Annotated in this window: 17 protein-coding genes and 2 pseudogenes; 3 read left to right on the forward strand and 16 right to left on the reverse strand. The window is 67.9% G+C overall.

Going from position 1 to position 13,565, the window contains the following annotated elements:
- The first annotated feature begins 1 nt into the window (after position 1).
- The 3 genes and pseudogenes from ACQ86J_RS25730 (at position 2) to ACQ86J_RS25740 (ending at position 2,507) form a co-directional block, all read left to right on the forward strand.
- On the forward strand, positions 2-829 hold the full coding sequence (locus ACQ86J_RS25730; protein ID WP_431267769.1) for an alpha/beta fold hydrolase: 828 nt from the start codon (positions 2-4) through the stop codon (positions 827-829).
- The gene (locus ACQ86J_RS25735; RefSeq protein ID WP_431267770.1) at positions 790-1,737 is read left to right on the forward strand and encodes an alpha/beta hydrolase; all 948 of its coding nucleotides are present in this window, start codon (positions 790-792) and stop codon (positions 1,735-1,737) included. Before ACQ86J_RS25730 ends, ACQ86J_RS25735 begins: the two co-directional genes overlap by 40 nt.
- Before the next feature lie 13 nt (positions 1,738-1,750).
- Positions 1,751-2,507 (forward strand): annotated as a pseudogene (locus ACQ86J_RS25740) (glucose 1-dehydrogenase).
- Positions 2,508-2,544: 37 nt separating this feature from the next.
- Here ACQ86J_RS25740 and ACQ86J_RS25745 read toward each other — a convergent pair.
- The 16 genes and pseudogenes from ACQ86J_RS25745 to ACQ86J_RS25820 form a co-directional block, all read right to left on the reverse strand.
- Positions 2,545-2,994 carry a hypothetical protein gene (locus tag ACQ86J_RS25745; RefSeq protein WP_431267771.1) on the reverse strand — a complete coding sequence of 150 codons (450 nt, stop codon included), beginning with the start codon at positions 2,992-2,994 and terminating at the stop codon, positions 2,545-2,547.
- Entirely contained in the window at positions 2,982-3,755 is a 774-nt protein-coding gene (locus tag ACQ86J_RS25750; RefSeq protein ID WP_431267772.1) for an ABC transporter substrate-binding protein, read from the reverse strand. Before ACQ86J_RS25750 ends, ACQ86J_RS25745 begins: the two co-directional genes overlap by 13 nt.
- 16 nt (positions 3,756-3,771) lie before the next feature.
- Complete coding sequence (locus ACQ86J_RS25755; protein WP_431267773.1) at positions 3,772-4,290, reverse strand: hypothetical protein; 519 nt, start codon at positions 4,288-4,290, stop codon at positions 3,772-3,774.
- 112 nt (positions 4,291-4,402) lie between these two features.
- Positions 4,403-4,993: pseudogene (locus ACQ86J_RS25760) on the reverse strand (ABC transporter substrate-binding protein); the annotation flags it as partial.
- A complete protein-coding gene (locus ACQ86J_RS25765; RefSeq protein ID WP_431272533.1) occupies positions 4,986-5,717 on the reverse strand; it encodes an ABC transporter substrate-binding protein in 732 nt (243 codons plus the stop codon). The gene ACQ86J_RS25765 and the pseudogene ACQ86J_RS25760, both read right to left, overlap by 8 nt.
- On the reverse strand, positions 5,621-6,187 hold the full coding sequence (locus tag ACQ86J_RS25770; RefSeq protein WP_431267774.1) for an ABC transporter substrate-binding protein: 567 nt from the start codon (positions 6,185-6,187) through the stop codon (positions 5,621-5,623). Before ACQ86J_RS25770 ends, ACQ86J_RS25765 begins: the two co-directional genes overlap by 97 nt.
- Positions 6,188-6,224: 37 nt before the next feature.
- Positions 6,225-7,433 (reverse strand): ABC transporter substrate-binding protein, encoded by a 1,209-nt coding sequence (locus ACQ86J_RS25775; protein ID WP_431267775.1) that lies wholly within the window; start codon positions 7,431-7,433, stop codon positions 6,225-6,227.
- Complete coding sequence (locus tag ACQ86J_RS25780; protein ID WP_431267776.1) at positions 7,430-8,338, reverse strand: branched-chain amino acid ABC transporter permease; 909 nt, start codon at positions 8,336-8,338, stop codon at positions 7,430-7,432. Before ACQ86J_RS25780 ends, ACQ86J_RS25775 begins: the two co-directional genes overlap by 4 nt.
- 135 nt (positions 8,339-8,473) lie before the next feature.
- Positions 8,474-8,749 (reverse strand): hypothetical protein, encoded by a 276-nt coding sequence (locus tag ACQ86J_RS25785; RefSeq protein ID WP_431267777.1) that lies wholly within the window; start codon positions 8,747-8,749, stop codon positions 8,474-8,476.
- Positions 8,737-9,345, reverse strand: a complete 609-nt coding sequence (locus ACQ86J_RS25790) for a branched-chain amino acid ABC transporter permease (protein WP_431267778.1) — start codon at positions 9,343-9,345, stop codon at positions 8,737-8,739. The genes ACQ86J_RS25785 and ACQ86J_RS25790 overlap by 13 nt, the downstream gene beginning before the upstream one ends.
- Positions 9,346-9,349: 4 nt before the next feature.
- Entirely contained in the window at positions 9,350-10,060 is a 711-nt protein-coding gene (locus ACQ86J_RS25795) for an ABC transporter ATP-binding protein (protein ID WP_431267779.1), read from the reverse strand.
- Positions 10,044-10,682, reverse strand: a complete 639-nt coding sequence (locus tag ACQ86J_RS25800) for an ABC transporter ATP-binding protein (RefSeq protein WP_431272534.1) — start codon at positions 10,680-10,682, stop codon at positions 10,044-10,046. The genes ACQ86J_RS25795 and ACQ86J_RS25800 overlap by 17 nt, the downstream gene beginning before the upstream one ends.
- Before the next feature lie 438 nt (positions 10,683-11,120).
- Positions 11,121-11,555, reverse strand: coding sequence for a hypothetical protein (locus ACQ86J_RS25805; RefSeq protein WP_431267780.1), 435 nt, complete (start codon positions 11,553-11,555; stop codon positions 11,121-11,123).
- 156 nt (positions 11,556-11,711) lie between these two features.
- Positions 11,712-12,545, reverse strand: a complete 834-nt coding sequence (locus ACQ86J_RS25810) for a CaiB/BaiF CoA transferase family protein (RefSeq protein WP_431267781.1) — start codon at positions 12,543-12,545, stop codon at positions 11,712-11,714.
- The gene (locus tag ACQ86J_RS25815) at positions 12,455-12,949 is read right to left on the reverse strand and encodes a CoA transferase (RefSeq protein ID WP_431267782.1); all 495 of its coding nucleotides are present in this window, start codon (positions 12,947-12,949) and stop codon (positions 12,455-12,457) included. Before ACQ86J_RS25815 ends, ACQ86J_RS25810 begins: the two co-directional genes overlap by 91 nt.
- Entirely contained in the window at positions 12,946-13,551 is a 606-nt protein-coding gene (locus tag ACQ86J_RS25820; protein WP_431272535.1) for a CoA-transferase, read from the reverse strand. The genes ACQ86J_RS25815 and ACQ86J_RS25820 overlap by 4 nt, the downstream gene beginning before the upstream one ends.
- Between the last annotated feature and the right edge of the window lie 14 nt (positions 13,552-13,565).

Below are 13,565 nucleotides of genomic sequence, written 5' to 3' on the forward strand. Positions count from 1 at the left end.
GGTGAGCGAACCCGACGTCTCGACCGTCGACATCAACGGCTTCCCGACCCGCATCTGGCGCAAGGGGAGCGGCGCGCCGCTCGGTTTCCTCGCCGGCTTCGGCGGGCTGCCGCGCTGGGTGCCATTCCTCGACCGGCTGGCCGAGCGGCGGACGGTGATCGTGCCCTCGCTGCCCGGCTTCCCCGGCGGCGACCGCGGCCACAGCGTGCTGGACACGCATCTCGACTGGCTGCTGGCGGTGCGGCAGGTCATCCAGGCCGCCGGGCTGCAGGGCGCCGACCTCGCGGGCAGCTCGGTCGGCGCGTCGATGGCGGCCGAGATGGCGGCGCTCTGGCCCGAGAGCGTCAGGCGCCTGGCGCTGATCGCGCCCTTCGGCCTGTACGATGAGGCCGAGCCGCCGCTCGATCCCTGGGCGCAGCGGGCCGACCAGGTGGCCGGGCTGATGTGCGCCGACCCGGAGACCTGGAAGGCCCTGAAGGCGGTGCCGGAGGGCGCCAACAGCGTCGAATGGCCGATCGAGCAGACCCGCGCGGTCGAGGCCTCCGCCCGTATCTTCTGGCCGCTCGGCAATACGCGGCTGGAGAAACGCCTGCCGCTGGTCAAGGCGCCGACCCTGTTGCTCTGGGGCGAGCAGGACCGGGTCATGCCGCGCAGCTATGCCGCGCGCATCGCTGCGGCGCTCGGCGGCCCGCACGAGATCTCGCACCATTCCCGGCGCCGGCCACCTGGCCGAACTCGACCGGCCGGATATGGTGGCCGACGCAATGCTGTCCTGGGTGGGATGATCCAATGCCGCTTGATCCCGGTGCCGTCACCGTTCTCAACCTGATGAAGGAGCTCGGCCGGCCACCGCTGCACACGCTGAGCCCGGCGGAGGCGCGGGAGGCAACGGCGAAGTCGCGCGCCGTCATGCAGCCGGAGCCGGAGCCGGTGGCGGAGCTGGAGGACCTGACCTGCCCCGGCCCGCTCGGCCCGGTGAAGCTGCGGCGCTACCGCGCGGTCGGAACGCAGGCCAGCGAGGTGCTGCCCTGCTTGCTCTACCTGCATGGCGGTGGCTGGGTGATCGGCGACCTCGACAGCCATGACCAGATGTGCCGCGTGCTGGCCAATGCGGCGCGCTGCTGCGTCGTCGCAGTGGACTATCGGATGGCGCCGGAACACGTCTACCCTGCGGCGGTGGACGACTGCGCTGCGGCGCTGCGCTTCGTCGCAGAGAACGCCGGCAGGCTGCGGATCGATGCCAACCGCATCGCGGTCGGTGGCGACAGCGCCGGCGGCAATCTCGCCGCCGTGCTGGCGATCATGGCGCGCGACGGCGCGGCGCCAAAAGTCGGCTTCCAACTGCTGCTCTATCCCGCCACCGACATGGCGGGAGAGCGCCCGGCCTATCAGCGCTTCACCGAGAATCTGGTGCTGACCGACAAGACGATGCGCTGGTTCATCGACCACTACACGCCCGATGCGGCGCGCCGCCTGGAATGGCAGGCCAGCCCGTTGCGCGTGCCCAGCCTGAAGGGCGTGGCGAGCGCCTTCGTTATGACCGCCGGCTACGATCCGCTGGTCGACGAAGGATTGGAATACGCGAAGCGGCTGGAGGCCGATGGCGTGCGGGTGACCTCCGTCTACATGGCGGACCAGATGCACGCCTTCCTCGGCATGGGCAAGTTCATCCCAGCCGCCGACCTGGCGCTGCGCCAGGCCGCGCTGTCGCTGGCGCATCACTGGGCGGGGGGCTGATCCGTTGGCTGGCATGCTCGACGGCAAGTCGGCGCTGATCACCGGCGCGGGCTCCGGCATCGGCCGCGCCGCGGCGCTGGCTTTCGTGCGGGAGGGCGCCTGGGTCGCCGCGGCCGACCGCAACATCGAAGCCGCGAAGGCGACCGTCGCCGCGATCGAGGCCGTGGGCGGCGAGGCTGTGGCGATCGCCTGCGACGTCACCGACGACGCGCAGGTGGCGGCGATGGTGATGGCGGCGGTGAACGCCTTCGGCGGGCTCGACTGCGCCTTCAACAATGCCGGGGTCGCGCCCTACCAGTTCAACTCGGCAGGCGTGCTGGCAGCAGACCTGGAAGAAGCCTCCTGGCTCGGGCTAATCGACGTCAACCTGCACGGTGTCTGGCGATGCCTGCGGCATGAGGTGGCGCAGATGCGTAAGCAGGGCGGCGGCGCCATCGTCAACACCGCTTCCATCCTCGGCCTGATCGGCAGCGGCGGCGGCGGCCTATGTCGCCAGCAAGCACGCCGTGGTCGGGCTCACCAAGGCGGCGGCGATCGATCATGCGCCGGAAAACATCCGGGTCAACGCGGTCTGCCCTGGCTATATCGAAACGCCGATGACTGAGGAAACGGTGCGCCGCCGCGGCGAGGCGTTGATGGCGCGGGTGCCGATGGCGCGGATGGGCAAGCCGGAGGAAATTGCCGAGGCGGTGGTCTGGATGTGCTCCGACCGGGCCGGCTTCGTCACCGGGTCCTGCTGGCAGGTCGACGGCGGCTATACGGCCCGGTAGCCCGGGGCGGGGCGCAAGCCCCGCCACCGTAAGGGCGTCAGACGTTGGCGCCCTCGATAACCCCGCCGAAGCGTTCCCAGGTGCTGCCGGTCCAGCGCTGCAGCTGCATCTGCTTGATCGGGTGGAAATTGGTGGCGGAGGTGCTGACCTTGATGCCCGGCAGCGTGGTGGCCGGGATGAAGTCGTTCAGGCTGGCTGCCTGCTTCATGATGCTCTCGCGCGAGAAGTCGCCCCTGCACTGTTCCAGCACCTTCATCAGGGTCTGGGCGATGCCATAGGCGAAGGGGAAGCTGCCGTCCTTCACGTCGCCATCCGGGATGTACTTGGCCATGAAGGCGCGCCACTCGTTCATGCCGGCGTCGTTGGCCCAGCCCGGATCGGTCGGGTCCTTCAGATAGGCTGAGGTGATGATGCCGACGCCCTTCTCCGGCCCCGCCGGTTCCATGACCGTGCCGACCGAGATCGAGACATTGGTCAGGAAATGCACCGGCCGCCAGCCGACATCGAAGACCTTCTTGATCGTCTGGGCGGCAATTTCGGTGTGGTTGCGGTCAGCAGCACGTCGGCGCCGCTGCCCTGCAGGGTGACGACCTGGCTGTCGATGGTCGGGTCCGTCGCCTCGTGGCTGACGGCGCGGACGATGCTATCGTATTTTGCGCCCAGCACGTCCTTGACGCCGGCGACGTAGTCCTTGCCGAAATCGTCGTTCTGGTAGAGCAGCGCCAGCTTCGCGCCTGGCTTCTGCTCCAGCATGTGCTTGGTGTAAATCTGGGCCTCGGTCCGGTAGCTTGGCTGCCAGCCCATGGTCCACGGGGTCTCCTGGTAGTTGCCCCACTTGTCCGCGCCGGTGGACAGGAAAAGATGCGGCACCTTGCGCTGATTTACGTAGCGAACGATGGCGCTGTTCGTGGCCGTGCCGAGCGTGTTGAACAGGAATGCGACCTTGTCCTGCTCGACCAGTCGGCGAACCTGCTCGACCGTCTTCGGCGGGCTGTAATTGTCGTCGTAGGTGATGAAGTTAATCTTGCGCCCGGCGATGCCGCCCTGGTCGTTGATCATTTTGAAGAAGTGCTGGTGTGAGCGGCCGATGCTGCCATAGGCGCTGGCCGGGCCGCTATAGGGCATGGTGTTGCCGATGCGGATCTCGGTGGCGGTGACGCCGGGCAGGTCCTGGGCACGCGCGATGGCGGGCGCCGCCACGAAAGCGGTGCCTGTGGCAAGCAGATGGCGGCGGGTCAGTGTCATCATCGTCTCTCCCTGTCGTTCAGACGTCCGCGCCTTCGATCAGGCCGCCGAACCGGACCCAGGATGCGCCGTCCCAACGCTGGAGCTGCATCTTCTGGATCGGCCGGTAGTCCTGCGGGCCGGTATTCAAGGTGATGCCGGGCAGCAGCACCGGGATCGCCACATCCTTGAGATTGGCAGCCTGCTTCATCACGTTTTCACGTGAGAAATCGCCATCGCACTGGGTCAGCAGCTGCTGCAGGGTGCGGCCGAGCGCGTAGCCGTATACGACATTGGCGTCGTTCAGGTCGGCGTCGGGCATCCATTGCTTGGTGAAGGCGCGCAGCTCGTTCATGCCGGGATCGTCGCGCCAGGCGGCGTCGCCCTGGTCCTTCAGGTAGCCAGAGGTGATGATGCCCACGCCCTTCTCCACACCCGCCGGCTGCATCACCGCGGCGACCGAGAGCGAGACGTTGGTCAGGTAGCGCTGCGCCTGCCAGCCGATGTCGTGCACCTTGCGGATCGCCTGCGCCGCCGCCTTCGGGCCGAGCGCGATCATCAGCACATCGGCGCCGGTGGCCTGCAGCGACAGGATCTGGCTGTCCGGCGTCGAGGTCGGTGATCTCGAAGGACGCCGTCTTCACCCTTGCATCGAAGCGCGCGGCGCCGAGCACGTCGCGCATGCCGGCGATGTAGTCCTTCCCGAAATCGTCGTTCTGGAAGACGATCGCCAGTTTGAAGTCGCGGCCTTCGGCCAGCAGGTGCTTGGCGTAGATCTGCGCCTCGGTCCGGTAGCTGGGCTGCCAGCCCATGGTCCAGGGCGCATCCTGGTAGTTGCCCCATTTGTCGGCGCCGGTGGCGACGAAAAGCTGTGGCACCTTGCGTTGGTTGCAGTATCGCAGGATGGCGTTGTTGGTCGGCGTGCCGAGCGTGTTGAACAGGAAGGCGACCTTGTCCTGCTCGACCAGCCGGCGAACCTGCTCGACCGTCTTCGGCGGACTGAAGGCGTCGTCATAGGTGATGAAGTTGATCTTCCGCCCGGCGAAGCCGCCCTGCTCGTTCAGCATGCGAATGAAGGCCTGCTCGGTACGGCCGATCACGCCATAGGCGCTGTTCGGTCCGCTATAGGGCATGGTGTTGCCGATGCGGATCTCGGTTGCGGTGACGCCGGGCGCGTCCTCCGCCCGCGCGATGGCGGGTGCGGTCAGTGCCGCCGCAAGCAGTCCGCGTCGTCCGAGCATGCTCTTCCTCCCGTTAGACATCGGCGCCCTCGATCACCCGGCCGAAGCGCAGCCAGGACCGGCCGTCCCAGCGCTGCAACTGCATCTGGCGGACTGGGCGGTAGCTGCGCGGCGTGGTGCTGACCATGATGCCGGGCAGCAGCGTCGGCACCTCGAAGGGCGCGAGGCTGGTCGCCTGCCGCATGACGTTCTCGCGCGAGAAGTCGTTGCCGCACTGCTTCAGCGTCTGCAGCATGGTCATGCCGAAGCCATAGGCGAGCGTGTAGTTGTTGTCGGCCAGGTCGCCGTCCGGGACATATTGCCGCATGAAGCCGCGCCATTCGTTCATGCCGGGATCATCCGCCCAGGCGGGGTCGGTATGGTCCTTGCGGAAGTCGGAGGTGACGACGCCGATGCCCTTCTCGGCCCCCGCGGTGTTCATCACCGCGCCGGCGGAGGAGGCGATGTTGGCGACGAAGCTCAGCGGCCGCCAGCCGATGTCGTGGATCTTGCGGATCGCCATCGCGGCGAATTTCGGCGCGGTCGCCAGCACCGCGACCTCGGCGCCGGTCTGCTGCAGGCTGACCACCTGGCTGTCGATGGTCGGGTCGGTCGCCTCGTAGCTGGCGCCGCGCACCATAGAGTCATAGCGGGCGCCGAGGACATCCTTCAGGCCGTTGATGAAGTCCTTGCCGAAATCGTCGTTCTGGTAGAGCAGCGCGACCTTCGCATCCGGTTTCTGTTCCAGGATGTGCTTGGCATAGATCTGCGCCTCGACCCGGTAGCTGGGCTGCCAGCCGATGGTCCAGGGAATTCCTGTGGGTTGGCCCATTTGTCGGCGCCGGTCGCCAGGAACAGGTGCGGCACCTTGCGGGCATTGACGTAGCGCTGGATGGCGCTGTTGGTCGCGGTTCCCAGCGTGTTGAACAGGAAGGCGACCTTGTCCTGCTCGATCAGCCGGCGGGCCTGTTCCAGCGTCTTCGGCGGCTGGAAGCCGTCGTCATAGACGGTGAAGCTGATCTTCCGGCCGGCGATGCCGCCTTCGTCGTTCTGCCGCTTGAACATCGCCGCGGTGCAGCGGGAGATCACCGAATAGGAGGAGAGCGGGCCGGACAACGAATTGGTACTGCCGATGCGGATTTCCGTCGCGGTGACGCCAGGCGTCTCCTGCGCCCGCGCCACTGCGGGCGCCACCAGTGCGCCCGCCGCGATCAACACATGCCTTCTGCCGAGCATCTCGTGTCCCCCACTCCCTTCGGAAGCGCGCATCTCGCTACACGTTGGCGCCCTCGATCACGTTGCCGAAGCGGACCCAGCCCTTGCCGTCCCAGCGCTGCAGCTGCATGTGGCGGATCGGGTGATAGTTGGTGGGGCTGGTGCTGACCTTCACGCCGGGCAGCAGCGTCGGCAGCTCGAGCGGCGCGATGTTCGTCGCCTGCTTCAGCACGTTCTCGCGCGAGAAGTCGTTGCCGCACTGCTTCAGCGCCTGCAGCAGCGTCAGGCCGACGCCATAGGCATAGGTGTAGTTGTTGTCGCCCATGTCGCCGTCCGGGATATAGCGTGCCATGAAGTCGCGCCATTCCTTCATGCCGGGATCATCGGCCCAGGACGGGTCGGACTGGTCCTTGCGGTAGTCGGAGGTGATGAGGCCGATCGCCTTCTCCTTGCCCGCCGGCTCGATGACGACGGAGCCGGAGACGGAGACGTTGCTCATGAACATCAGCGGCTTCCAGCCCAGGTCGAAGACCCGGCGGATGGCCTGGGAGGCGAAGCGCGGGATGATGCCGCAGACCAGCGCGTCGCAGCCCGCCGCCTGCAGCGAGACGATCTGGCTGTCGATGGTCGCGTCCGTGGCTTCGTGCGAGACCAGCTTGACCATGGCGTCGAACTTGGCGCCGAGCACGTCCTTGACGCCGTTGACGTAATCCTTGCCGAAATCGTCGTTCTGGTAGATCAGGCCGATCTTGGCGTTGGGCTTCTGCTCGAGGATGTACTTGGCGTAGATCTGCGCCTCGGTCCGGTAGCTGGGCTGCCAGCCGATGGTCCAGGGATATTCCTTCGGATTGGCCCATTTGTCGGCGCCAGTGGCCAGGAACAGGTGCGGCACCTTGCGCGCGTTCATGTAGCGGTGGATGGCGCTGTTGGTCGGCGTGCCGAGGTTGTTGAAGAGGAAGGCGACCTTGTCCTGCTCCACCAGCCGGCGCGCCTGCTCCAGCGTCTTCGGCGGGCTATAGGCGTCATCGAGCACGATGAAATTCACCTGCCGCCCGGTGATGCCGCCCTGCTCGTTCAGCCGCTTGAACATCGCGGTCAGGCATTTCGGGATCAGCGAGTAAGCGGAAGCGGGGCCGGACAGCGCATAGGTGGTGCCGATACGCAACTCTGTCGCAGTGACGCCGGGGCTCTCCTGCGCCCGGACGATGCCGGGCAAAGCCAGCGCGGCGGCGGCCCCGCCGAGGACAGTGCGACGTGTGGTGGTCATGCAGTCACTCCGAATGTCAGCCGCGGCCGCGCAGCCGACCGGCGACGCGCCGCACCAGCCCGGCGAAGCCGTCCGGCAGCAGGAAGAGGAAGAGGATGAGGATGACGCCGTAGATCACGCCCGGCGCTGCCTTGCTGATGGCTTCCGCGATGTTCGGCACGAACAGCACGAACAATCCGCCAAAGAGCGACCCCAGGATCGAGGCGACGCCGCCCACCACCATCCCGACGAAGAGCGTGATGGAGACGCCGAAGCCGAAGCTGTCGGGCGCCACGAGTCTCGATCGCCACGGCGGAGAGCGAGCCGGCAATCCCGGTGATCATCGCGCTGACCGCGAAGGCCTTGGTCTTGAGCGAGGCGATATCCATGCCCATCGCCTCGGCGGCGGTAGGGTGGTCGCGCGTCGCCATCAGGGCGCGGCCGATGCGGCTGCGGATGAGGTTGGACACCAGCAGGAAGCAGGCGCCGGCGACGATGACGGTCACCACGTACATCCACTGGTCCGGCGAGAGCCCGATGCCCGCCGGCGCATCCGGCTTCACCAGGAACAGCCCCTGCACACCGCCGGTCCAGTCCTCGATCGATTTGTGCTTGAGGATCTGCGGCACGGCGACCGCGAGCGAGAAGGTGGTCAGCGCCAGGTAGTGGCCGGCCAGCCGCAGCGCCGGGAAGCCGATGGCGAAGCCGATCGCGGCGCAGATCGCCGCGGAGAAGGGCAGCGTCGCCCAGAAGGACCAATCCCAATGCGACATCAGGATCGCGGTGATGTAGGCGCCGACCGCGAAGAAGGCGCCGTGGCCGAGGCTGATCTGGCCGTTGTAGCCGGAGACGATGTTCAGCCCCAGCACCGCCAGTGCCATGATCACCGCCATGGTCAGCTGGAAGAGGTGGAAGCTCTCCAGCACGAAGATCGGCGCGATGGCGACGACCAGGCCCAGCAGGACCAGCAGCGCCCGCTGCCAGGCGGGGTGGCGGCCGGGGCGGCGACCGCCCCGAGTTCGACCTCGGATTCCAGGCCCTTGCTCGCGCTCATGATGGCCTCACACCCGGCTGAAGACGACGCGGCCGAACAGGCCGGAGGGACGCACGACCAGCACGCCGATGATGATGGCCAGCGCCACCGTCAGCTTGAGCTCGGTGCCGACCACATAGGCGCCGGCCAGGTTCTCCAGCACGCCGACCGAGAAGCCGCCGAGCACCGCGCCGGCAGGGTTGTCGATGCCGCCCATCAGCGCGCCGGCGAAGGCATAGAGCAGGATGCCGAGCATCATGGTGGGGTCGAGGAAGACGACCGGCGCCACCATCATCCCCGCCACCGCGCCGATCGCCGCCGCGAGGCCCAGCCCAGCGCCAGCATCCAGCCGACCCGGATGCCGACGAGGCGCGCCGAGCGCGGGTTGTAGGCCGCGGCACGCATCGCCAGGCCAAGCTTGGTGAAGCGGAAGAAGGCCCAGACGAGGGTCAGCACGGTCAGCGTCACCACTGTGCTGCCCAGCTCATGCGCCGAAACCAGACCGCCGAAAAGCGGCTTGTCGCTGGTGAAGGGAGTGGGGAAAACCTTGGTCGTGTAGCCGAAGATCCAGCCGGTGGCGTTGCCGACGATCAGCAGCAGGCCGATGAAGACGCCCACCATGGTCAGGATCGGCGCGTTGGCAACCGGGCGGATCAGGATCCGTTCCACCACCACGCCAATGCCGAAGGACACCACCACCGTGCCGAAGAAAGCGACCCAGTAGGGCATGCCAGCCTGCACCATGGACCAGGCGATGAAGGTCGACAACGTCGCCATCTCGCCCTGTGCGAAGTTCACGTGGTGAGTCGCCTGGTAGATCATGACGATCGCCAGGGCGACCGAGGCGTAGATGCCCCCGGTGGCGATGCCGGCGACGATCTGGTGCGCTAGTCCGTCCATTGGATCAGTACCCCAGGTACGAGCGACGGATGGCCTCGTCCTGCCGGATCTCGGCGGCGATGCCGGACATGACGATGTTGCCGGTTTCCAGCAGGTAAGCGAGGTCGGCGAGCTCCAGCGCCAAGTTGGCGTTCTGCTCGACCAGCAGGATGCCGACGCCGCTCTCGGCGCGGATGCGGCGCATGATGCCGAAGATCTCCTGCACGATCAGCGGGGCGAGGCCGAAGCTCGGCTCGTCCAGCAGCAGCAGCTTGGGCCGCAGCAGCAGCGCGCGGGCGATCGCCAGCATCTGCTGCTCGCCGCCCGAGAGCGTGCCGGCCTGCTGCTTCCAGCGCTGCTTCAGGCGCGGGAACCACTCGCAGAGCCGGTCGAAATCCGCCTGAACCTTGTCATCGCTCCGGACATAGGCGCCGAGGCGGAAATTCTCCTCGACCGTCAGCTCCATGAAGGTGCCGCGGCCGTCCGGCACATGCGCGATGCCGCGGCGGACGATGTCCTCGGTTGCCTTGCCGTTCAGCGGCTGGCCCTGGAACTGGATGTCGCCCTCGGTGCGCACCATGCCGCAGATGGCACGCAGCGTGGTCGTCTTGCCGGCCCCGTTGGCGCCGAGCAGGGCGGTGACGCCGCCCTCGTCCACCCGGAAATCGAGGCCATGCAGCACATGCGCATGGCCATAGCCGGCCTTCAGGCCCTTGACCTCAAGCAGCGTCGGCATGCGCGTCCCCGCCACCCAGATAGGCCCGGATAACCTCGGGGTCGCTGCGCACCTCGTGCGGCGTGCCGTCGGCGATCTTCTTGCCAAAGTCGAGCGCGACGACCTTGTCGGAGACGCGCATGACTAGGCTCATGTGATGCTCGACCAGCAGGATCGAGAGGTCGAAATTCCGCCGGATCTCGCCGAGCAGCACCGCCAGCTCGTCGACCTCGCCGTGGTTGAGGCCGCCGGCCGGTTCGTCCAGCAGCAGCAGCTTCGGCCGGCTGATCAGCGCGCGCGCCATCTCGACGCGCTTCTGCCAGCCGAAGGGCAAGGCGGCGACCGGCGCATCGGCGACGCGTTCCAGGTTCAGCAGCGCCAGCAGCTCGCGCGCATGCCCCGCCGCCTCGGCCGCCTCGCGCCGCACCTGCGGCAGGCCGAAGGCGCTGGCGATGAAGCCCGTATGTCCTGAGGAATGCGCCCCGGCGAGCACGTTCTCCCGCACGGTCATGCTGCGGAACAGCGCCAGGTTCTGGAAGGTGCGGCCGATGCCGAAGCCGGTCATGCGGTGCTTCGGCTCGCCGGTGATGTCCCGGCCGGCGAAGCGCACGGCTCCGGGATCCGGTCGGTAGATGCCGCTGATGCAGTTGAAGGTGGTGGTCTTGCCGGCGCCGTCTCGGGCCGATCAAGCCGCAGATCTGCCGTTCCTCCACGTCGAAGGAGACGCCGGCGACTGCCGTCACCCCGCCGAAGCGGATGACGATGTCCTGGACTTCGAGCAGGGCCATGCGGTGCCGGCTCAGTCCGGACCGCCGCGCCGGGGCGCGGGGACGCATGGGGATAGGGGCCGCGCGAGCGGCCCGCGGGGGCGGAGCATGCAACCTCCCTCAGCCACGTCATGGGCCCTTCACGGGCCTCCGGCGGCTTTCGTTCCTGGACTGGGAGGTATTAGACCGGGCCGCCGCCCCCGGCGCAAGCCACCAAACCCATGCGGCACGGGGCGGTGGGCGCGGTGCGAGAAACGGCTGCGTGTGCAAGCCGGGCCGGCCCCGCGGCGCTCGTCAGGCTGGCGGCGGAGAGGTTAGATGAAGTTCTCGCGGGCCGTGGCGGCCACCCGGTGGAAGCCGGCCAGTGCGTCGAAGGTCTGCTGAGCGATCGCGGCAGGCTCGTCGGTCAGCCTGGCGACGATCAGATAAAGGCGCCCACGGCCCGGATTGGGCTGCGACGGCGCATGCACCAGTTCGGCGGTCGGCGGCGCGTCATAGGCGGCCAGGATCTCGGCGTTCAGCGCCCGGCTGCCGATGCGCTTGGTATCGTACCATTGGCGCAGCACATAGGTGTCGCCGGTGGTCGGGTCGCGGCCGAAGGCCGCCGGGTTGTTGCGGTCGAGCGGCGTATAGGAAGCCGACTTGTCGTGCAGGCGAATCTTGAAGTCGAGCCCGGCCGGCAAGCCCGCGGGGCGCAGCGTCACGCGCCATTCGAAGCCGTCCCGCACCGCCTCGGCCGCTTCCGCCACCTCCTCGGCCGCCGCCTTCCGCAGCGAGGAGAAGCGCTGGTCGGTCGCCAGCGCTGCGTGCCAAGTGCGGAACAGGATCCGGACCGCGACGCGGGATCTCGACGGGGATCAGCCGCAGCAGCGGAATGGTCGGCGGCCGTTCGGTCGTGGTGTCACTCACTTGCGTCGTTGCTCCACCAGGACACCACTCGCCCGCAGCGCCTTCAGTTCTTCCGCCGAAAAACCCCGTGCCGCCAGCACCTCGTCGGTATGCTCGGCATAGCGTGGGGGCGCTGCCCGCGTGCCGCCCGGTGTGCGGGACAGCTTGATGGGGGTGCCGAGACCGCGATAGCTGCCGAGCTTCGTCACCATGGCGCGATGCGCGGTATGCTCCGCCGCCATCGCTTCGTCCACATGCAGGACAGGACCAGCCGGCAGGCCGGCCGCCAGCATGCGCCGGGTCAGGTCGTGGCCGTCCTCCTCGGCGAAGCGCGTCTCCAGCACCGCGGTCAGCGCATCGCGATTGACCACGCGGGCGCCATTGGTGGCGAAACGTTCGTCCTTCGCCATCTCCGGGAAGCCGAGGAACTCGCAGAATTTCCTGAAGGCGGGATCGTTGCCGGCGGCGACGAAGATCTCGCAGGTCTTCGTCCTGAACTTGGAATAGGGCGCGAGGTTCGGGTGCGGGTTGCCGGTCGGCTTCGGCCGCTTGCCGTTCAGGAAGAAGTTGGCGGCATGCGGGTGCAGCAGCGCCATGCCGCAATCATGCAGCGTCATGTCGCAATACTGGCCGAGCCCGCTCTTCTCCCGCTCCTGCAGCGCCATCAGGATGGCGATGGTGCTGAACAGGCCGGTGGCGATGTCGACGATCGGGTTGCCGAGCCGGGTCGGGCCGGAGGTCTCGGTGCCGTTGATCGACATCAGCCCGACCATCGCCTGTAGCACGGCGTCATAGCCGGGAAAGCCGCCGAGCGGGCCGGTGGCGCCGAAGCCGGAGACGCGGCAATGCACCAGGCGGGGAAGCGCGCCTTCAGCACCTGCTCGTAGCCGAGGCCCCATTTCTCCATCGAGCCGGGCTTGAAATTCTCGACCAGCACGTCGGCGCCCTCGAGCAGCCGCAGCAGCACGTCCTTGCCGGCCGGCTTCGACAGATCGAGCCCGACCGAGCGCTTGTTGCGGTTGACGCCTACGAAGTAGCTTGCATCGCCAGCCTCGTCGAAGGGCGGGCCCCAGTCGCGCACCTCGTCGCCCTGAGGCGGCTCGAGCTTCACCACCTCGGCGCCGTGGTCGGACAGCACCATGGTGCAATAGGGGCCGCCGAGCACGCGGGTCAGGTCGATCACGCGCAGCCCCGCGAGGGCGCCGGCGGAGCGGGCGAGGCCCTTGCCCTCGGTAGCAGTGGGGGCGTCGCTCATGCAGCAAATTTCCTGTCGAACACGCGGGCGCAGAATCCCGGGTAGGTTTCCAGCATCTCGTCGCAGACCGGGCCGCGCAGCAGCGCGAGCTCCGCCGGCGTCGGGTCCGGGGTCGGCGGCACGTCACCCGGCACGTCGAAATCGAAGCCGGTTGCGGCGCGGATGCTCTCGACCGTCTCGCCGGGATGCAGGGTGAGCAGGGAGAAGCGGGCACGGTCGGGGTGGAAGGCGAAGACGCATTTCCCCGTCACCAGCGCCTGGGCATGGCCGCGGCGGAAGACGCCGGGCGCGTTCACGCCGTTGGCGGAGATGTTGTCCACTTTGTCCACCAGCACGCGGGGCGAATGCTCCTCGCGGAACAGGATGGTCCGGTGCGACATCATGTACATGAAGGCCGAGCCGAAGGAGCCGGGAAACCGCACGTCGCGGCCCGGCCATTCGCCGGTGCCGACCAGGTTGAGGTTGGCCTGCCCGTCGATCTGCCCGCCGCCGAGGAAGAAGAGGTCGATCCGCCCCTGTCCCGTCAGGTCGAAGAGCTTCCCGCGTGCCCTCGGTGAAAGGATTGCCGCTGCGCTTGTGCAGCAGCGAGAGGCGGACCGGATGGCCCTGCTTCTTC

It is taken from the genome of Dankookia sp. P2, from assembly GCF_050632255.1.
Taxonomy (GTDB): domain Bacteria; phylum Pseudomonadota; class Alphaproteobacteria; order Acetobacterales; family Acetobacteraceae; genus Paracraurococcus.

Excerpts from the sequence above, each read along its gene's own strand:
- ACQ86J_RS25735 (WP_431267770.1), top strand. The coding sequence starts at position 790 with ATGCCGCTTGATCCCGGTGCCGTCACCGTTCTCAACCTGATGAAGGAG.
- ACQ86J_RS25750 (WP_431267772.1), bottom strand. The coding sequence starts at position 3,755 with ATGATGACACTGACCCGCCGCCATCTGCTTGCCACAGGCACCGCTTTC.
- ACQ86J_RS25755 (WP_431267773.1), bottom strand. The coding sequence starts at position 4,290 with ATGATCGCGCTCGGCCCGAAGGCGGCGGCGCAGGCGATCCGCAAGGTG.
- ACQ86J_RS25770 (WP_431267774.1), bottom strand. The coding sequence starts at position 6,187 with ATGCTCGGCAGAAGGCATGTGTTGATCGCGGCGGGCGCACTGGTGGCG.
- ACQ86J_RS25775 (WP_431267775.1), bottom strand. The coding sequence starts at position 7,433 with ATGACCACCACACGTCGCACTGTCCTCGGCGGGGCCGCCGCCGCGCTG.
- ACQ86J_RS25790 (WP_431267778.1), bottom strand. The coding sequence starts at position 9,345 with ATGGACGGACTAGCGCACCAGATCGTCGCCGGCATCGCCACCGGGGGC.
- ACQ86J_RS25795 (WP_431267779.1), bottom strand. The coding sequence starts at position 10,060 with ATGCCGACGCTGCTTGAGGTCAAGGGCCTGAAGGCCGGCTATGGCCAT.
- ACQ86J_RS25815 (WP_431267782.1), bottom strand. The coding sequence starts at position 12,949 with ATGAGCGACGCCCCCACTGCTACCGAGGGCAAGGGCCTCGCCCGCTCC.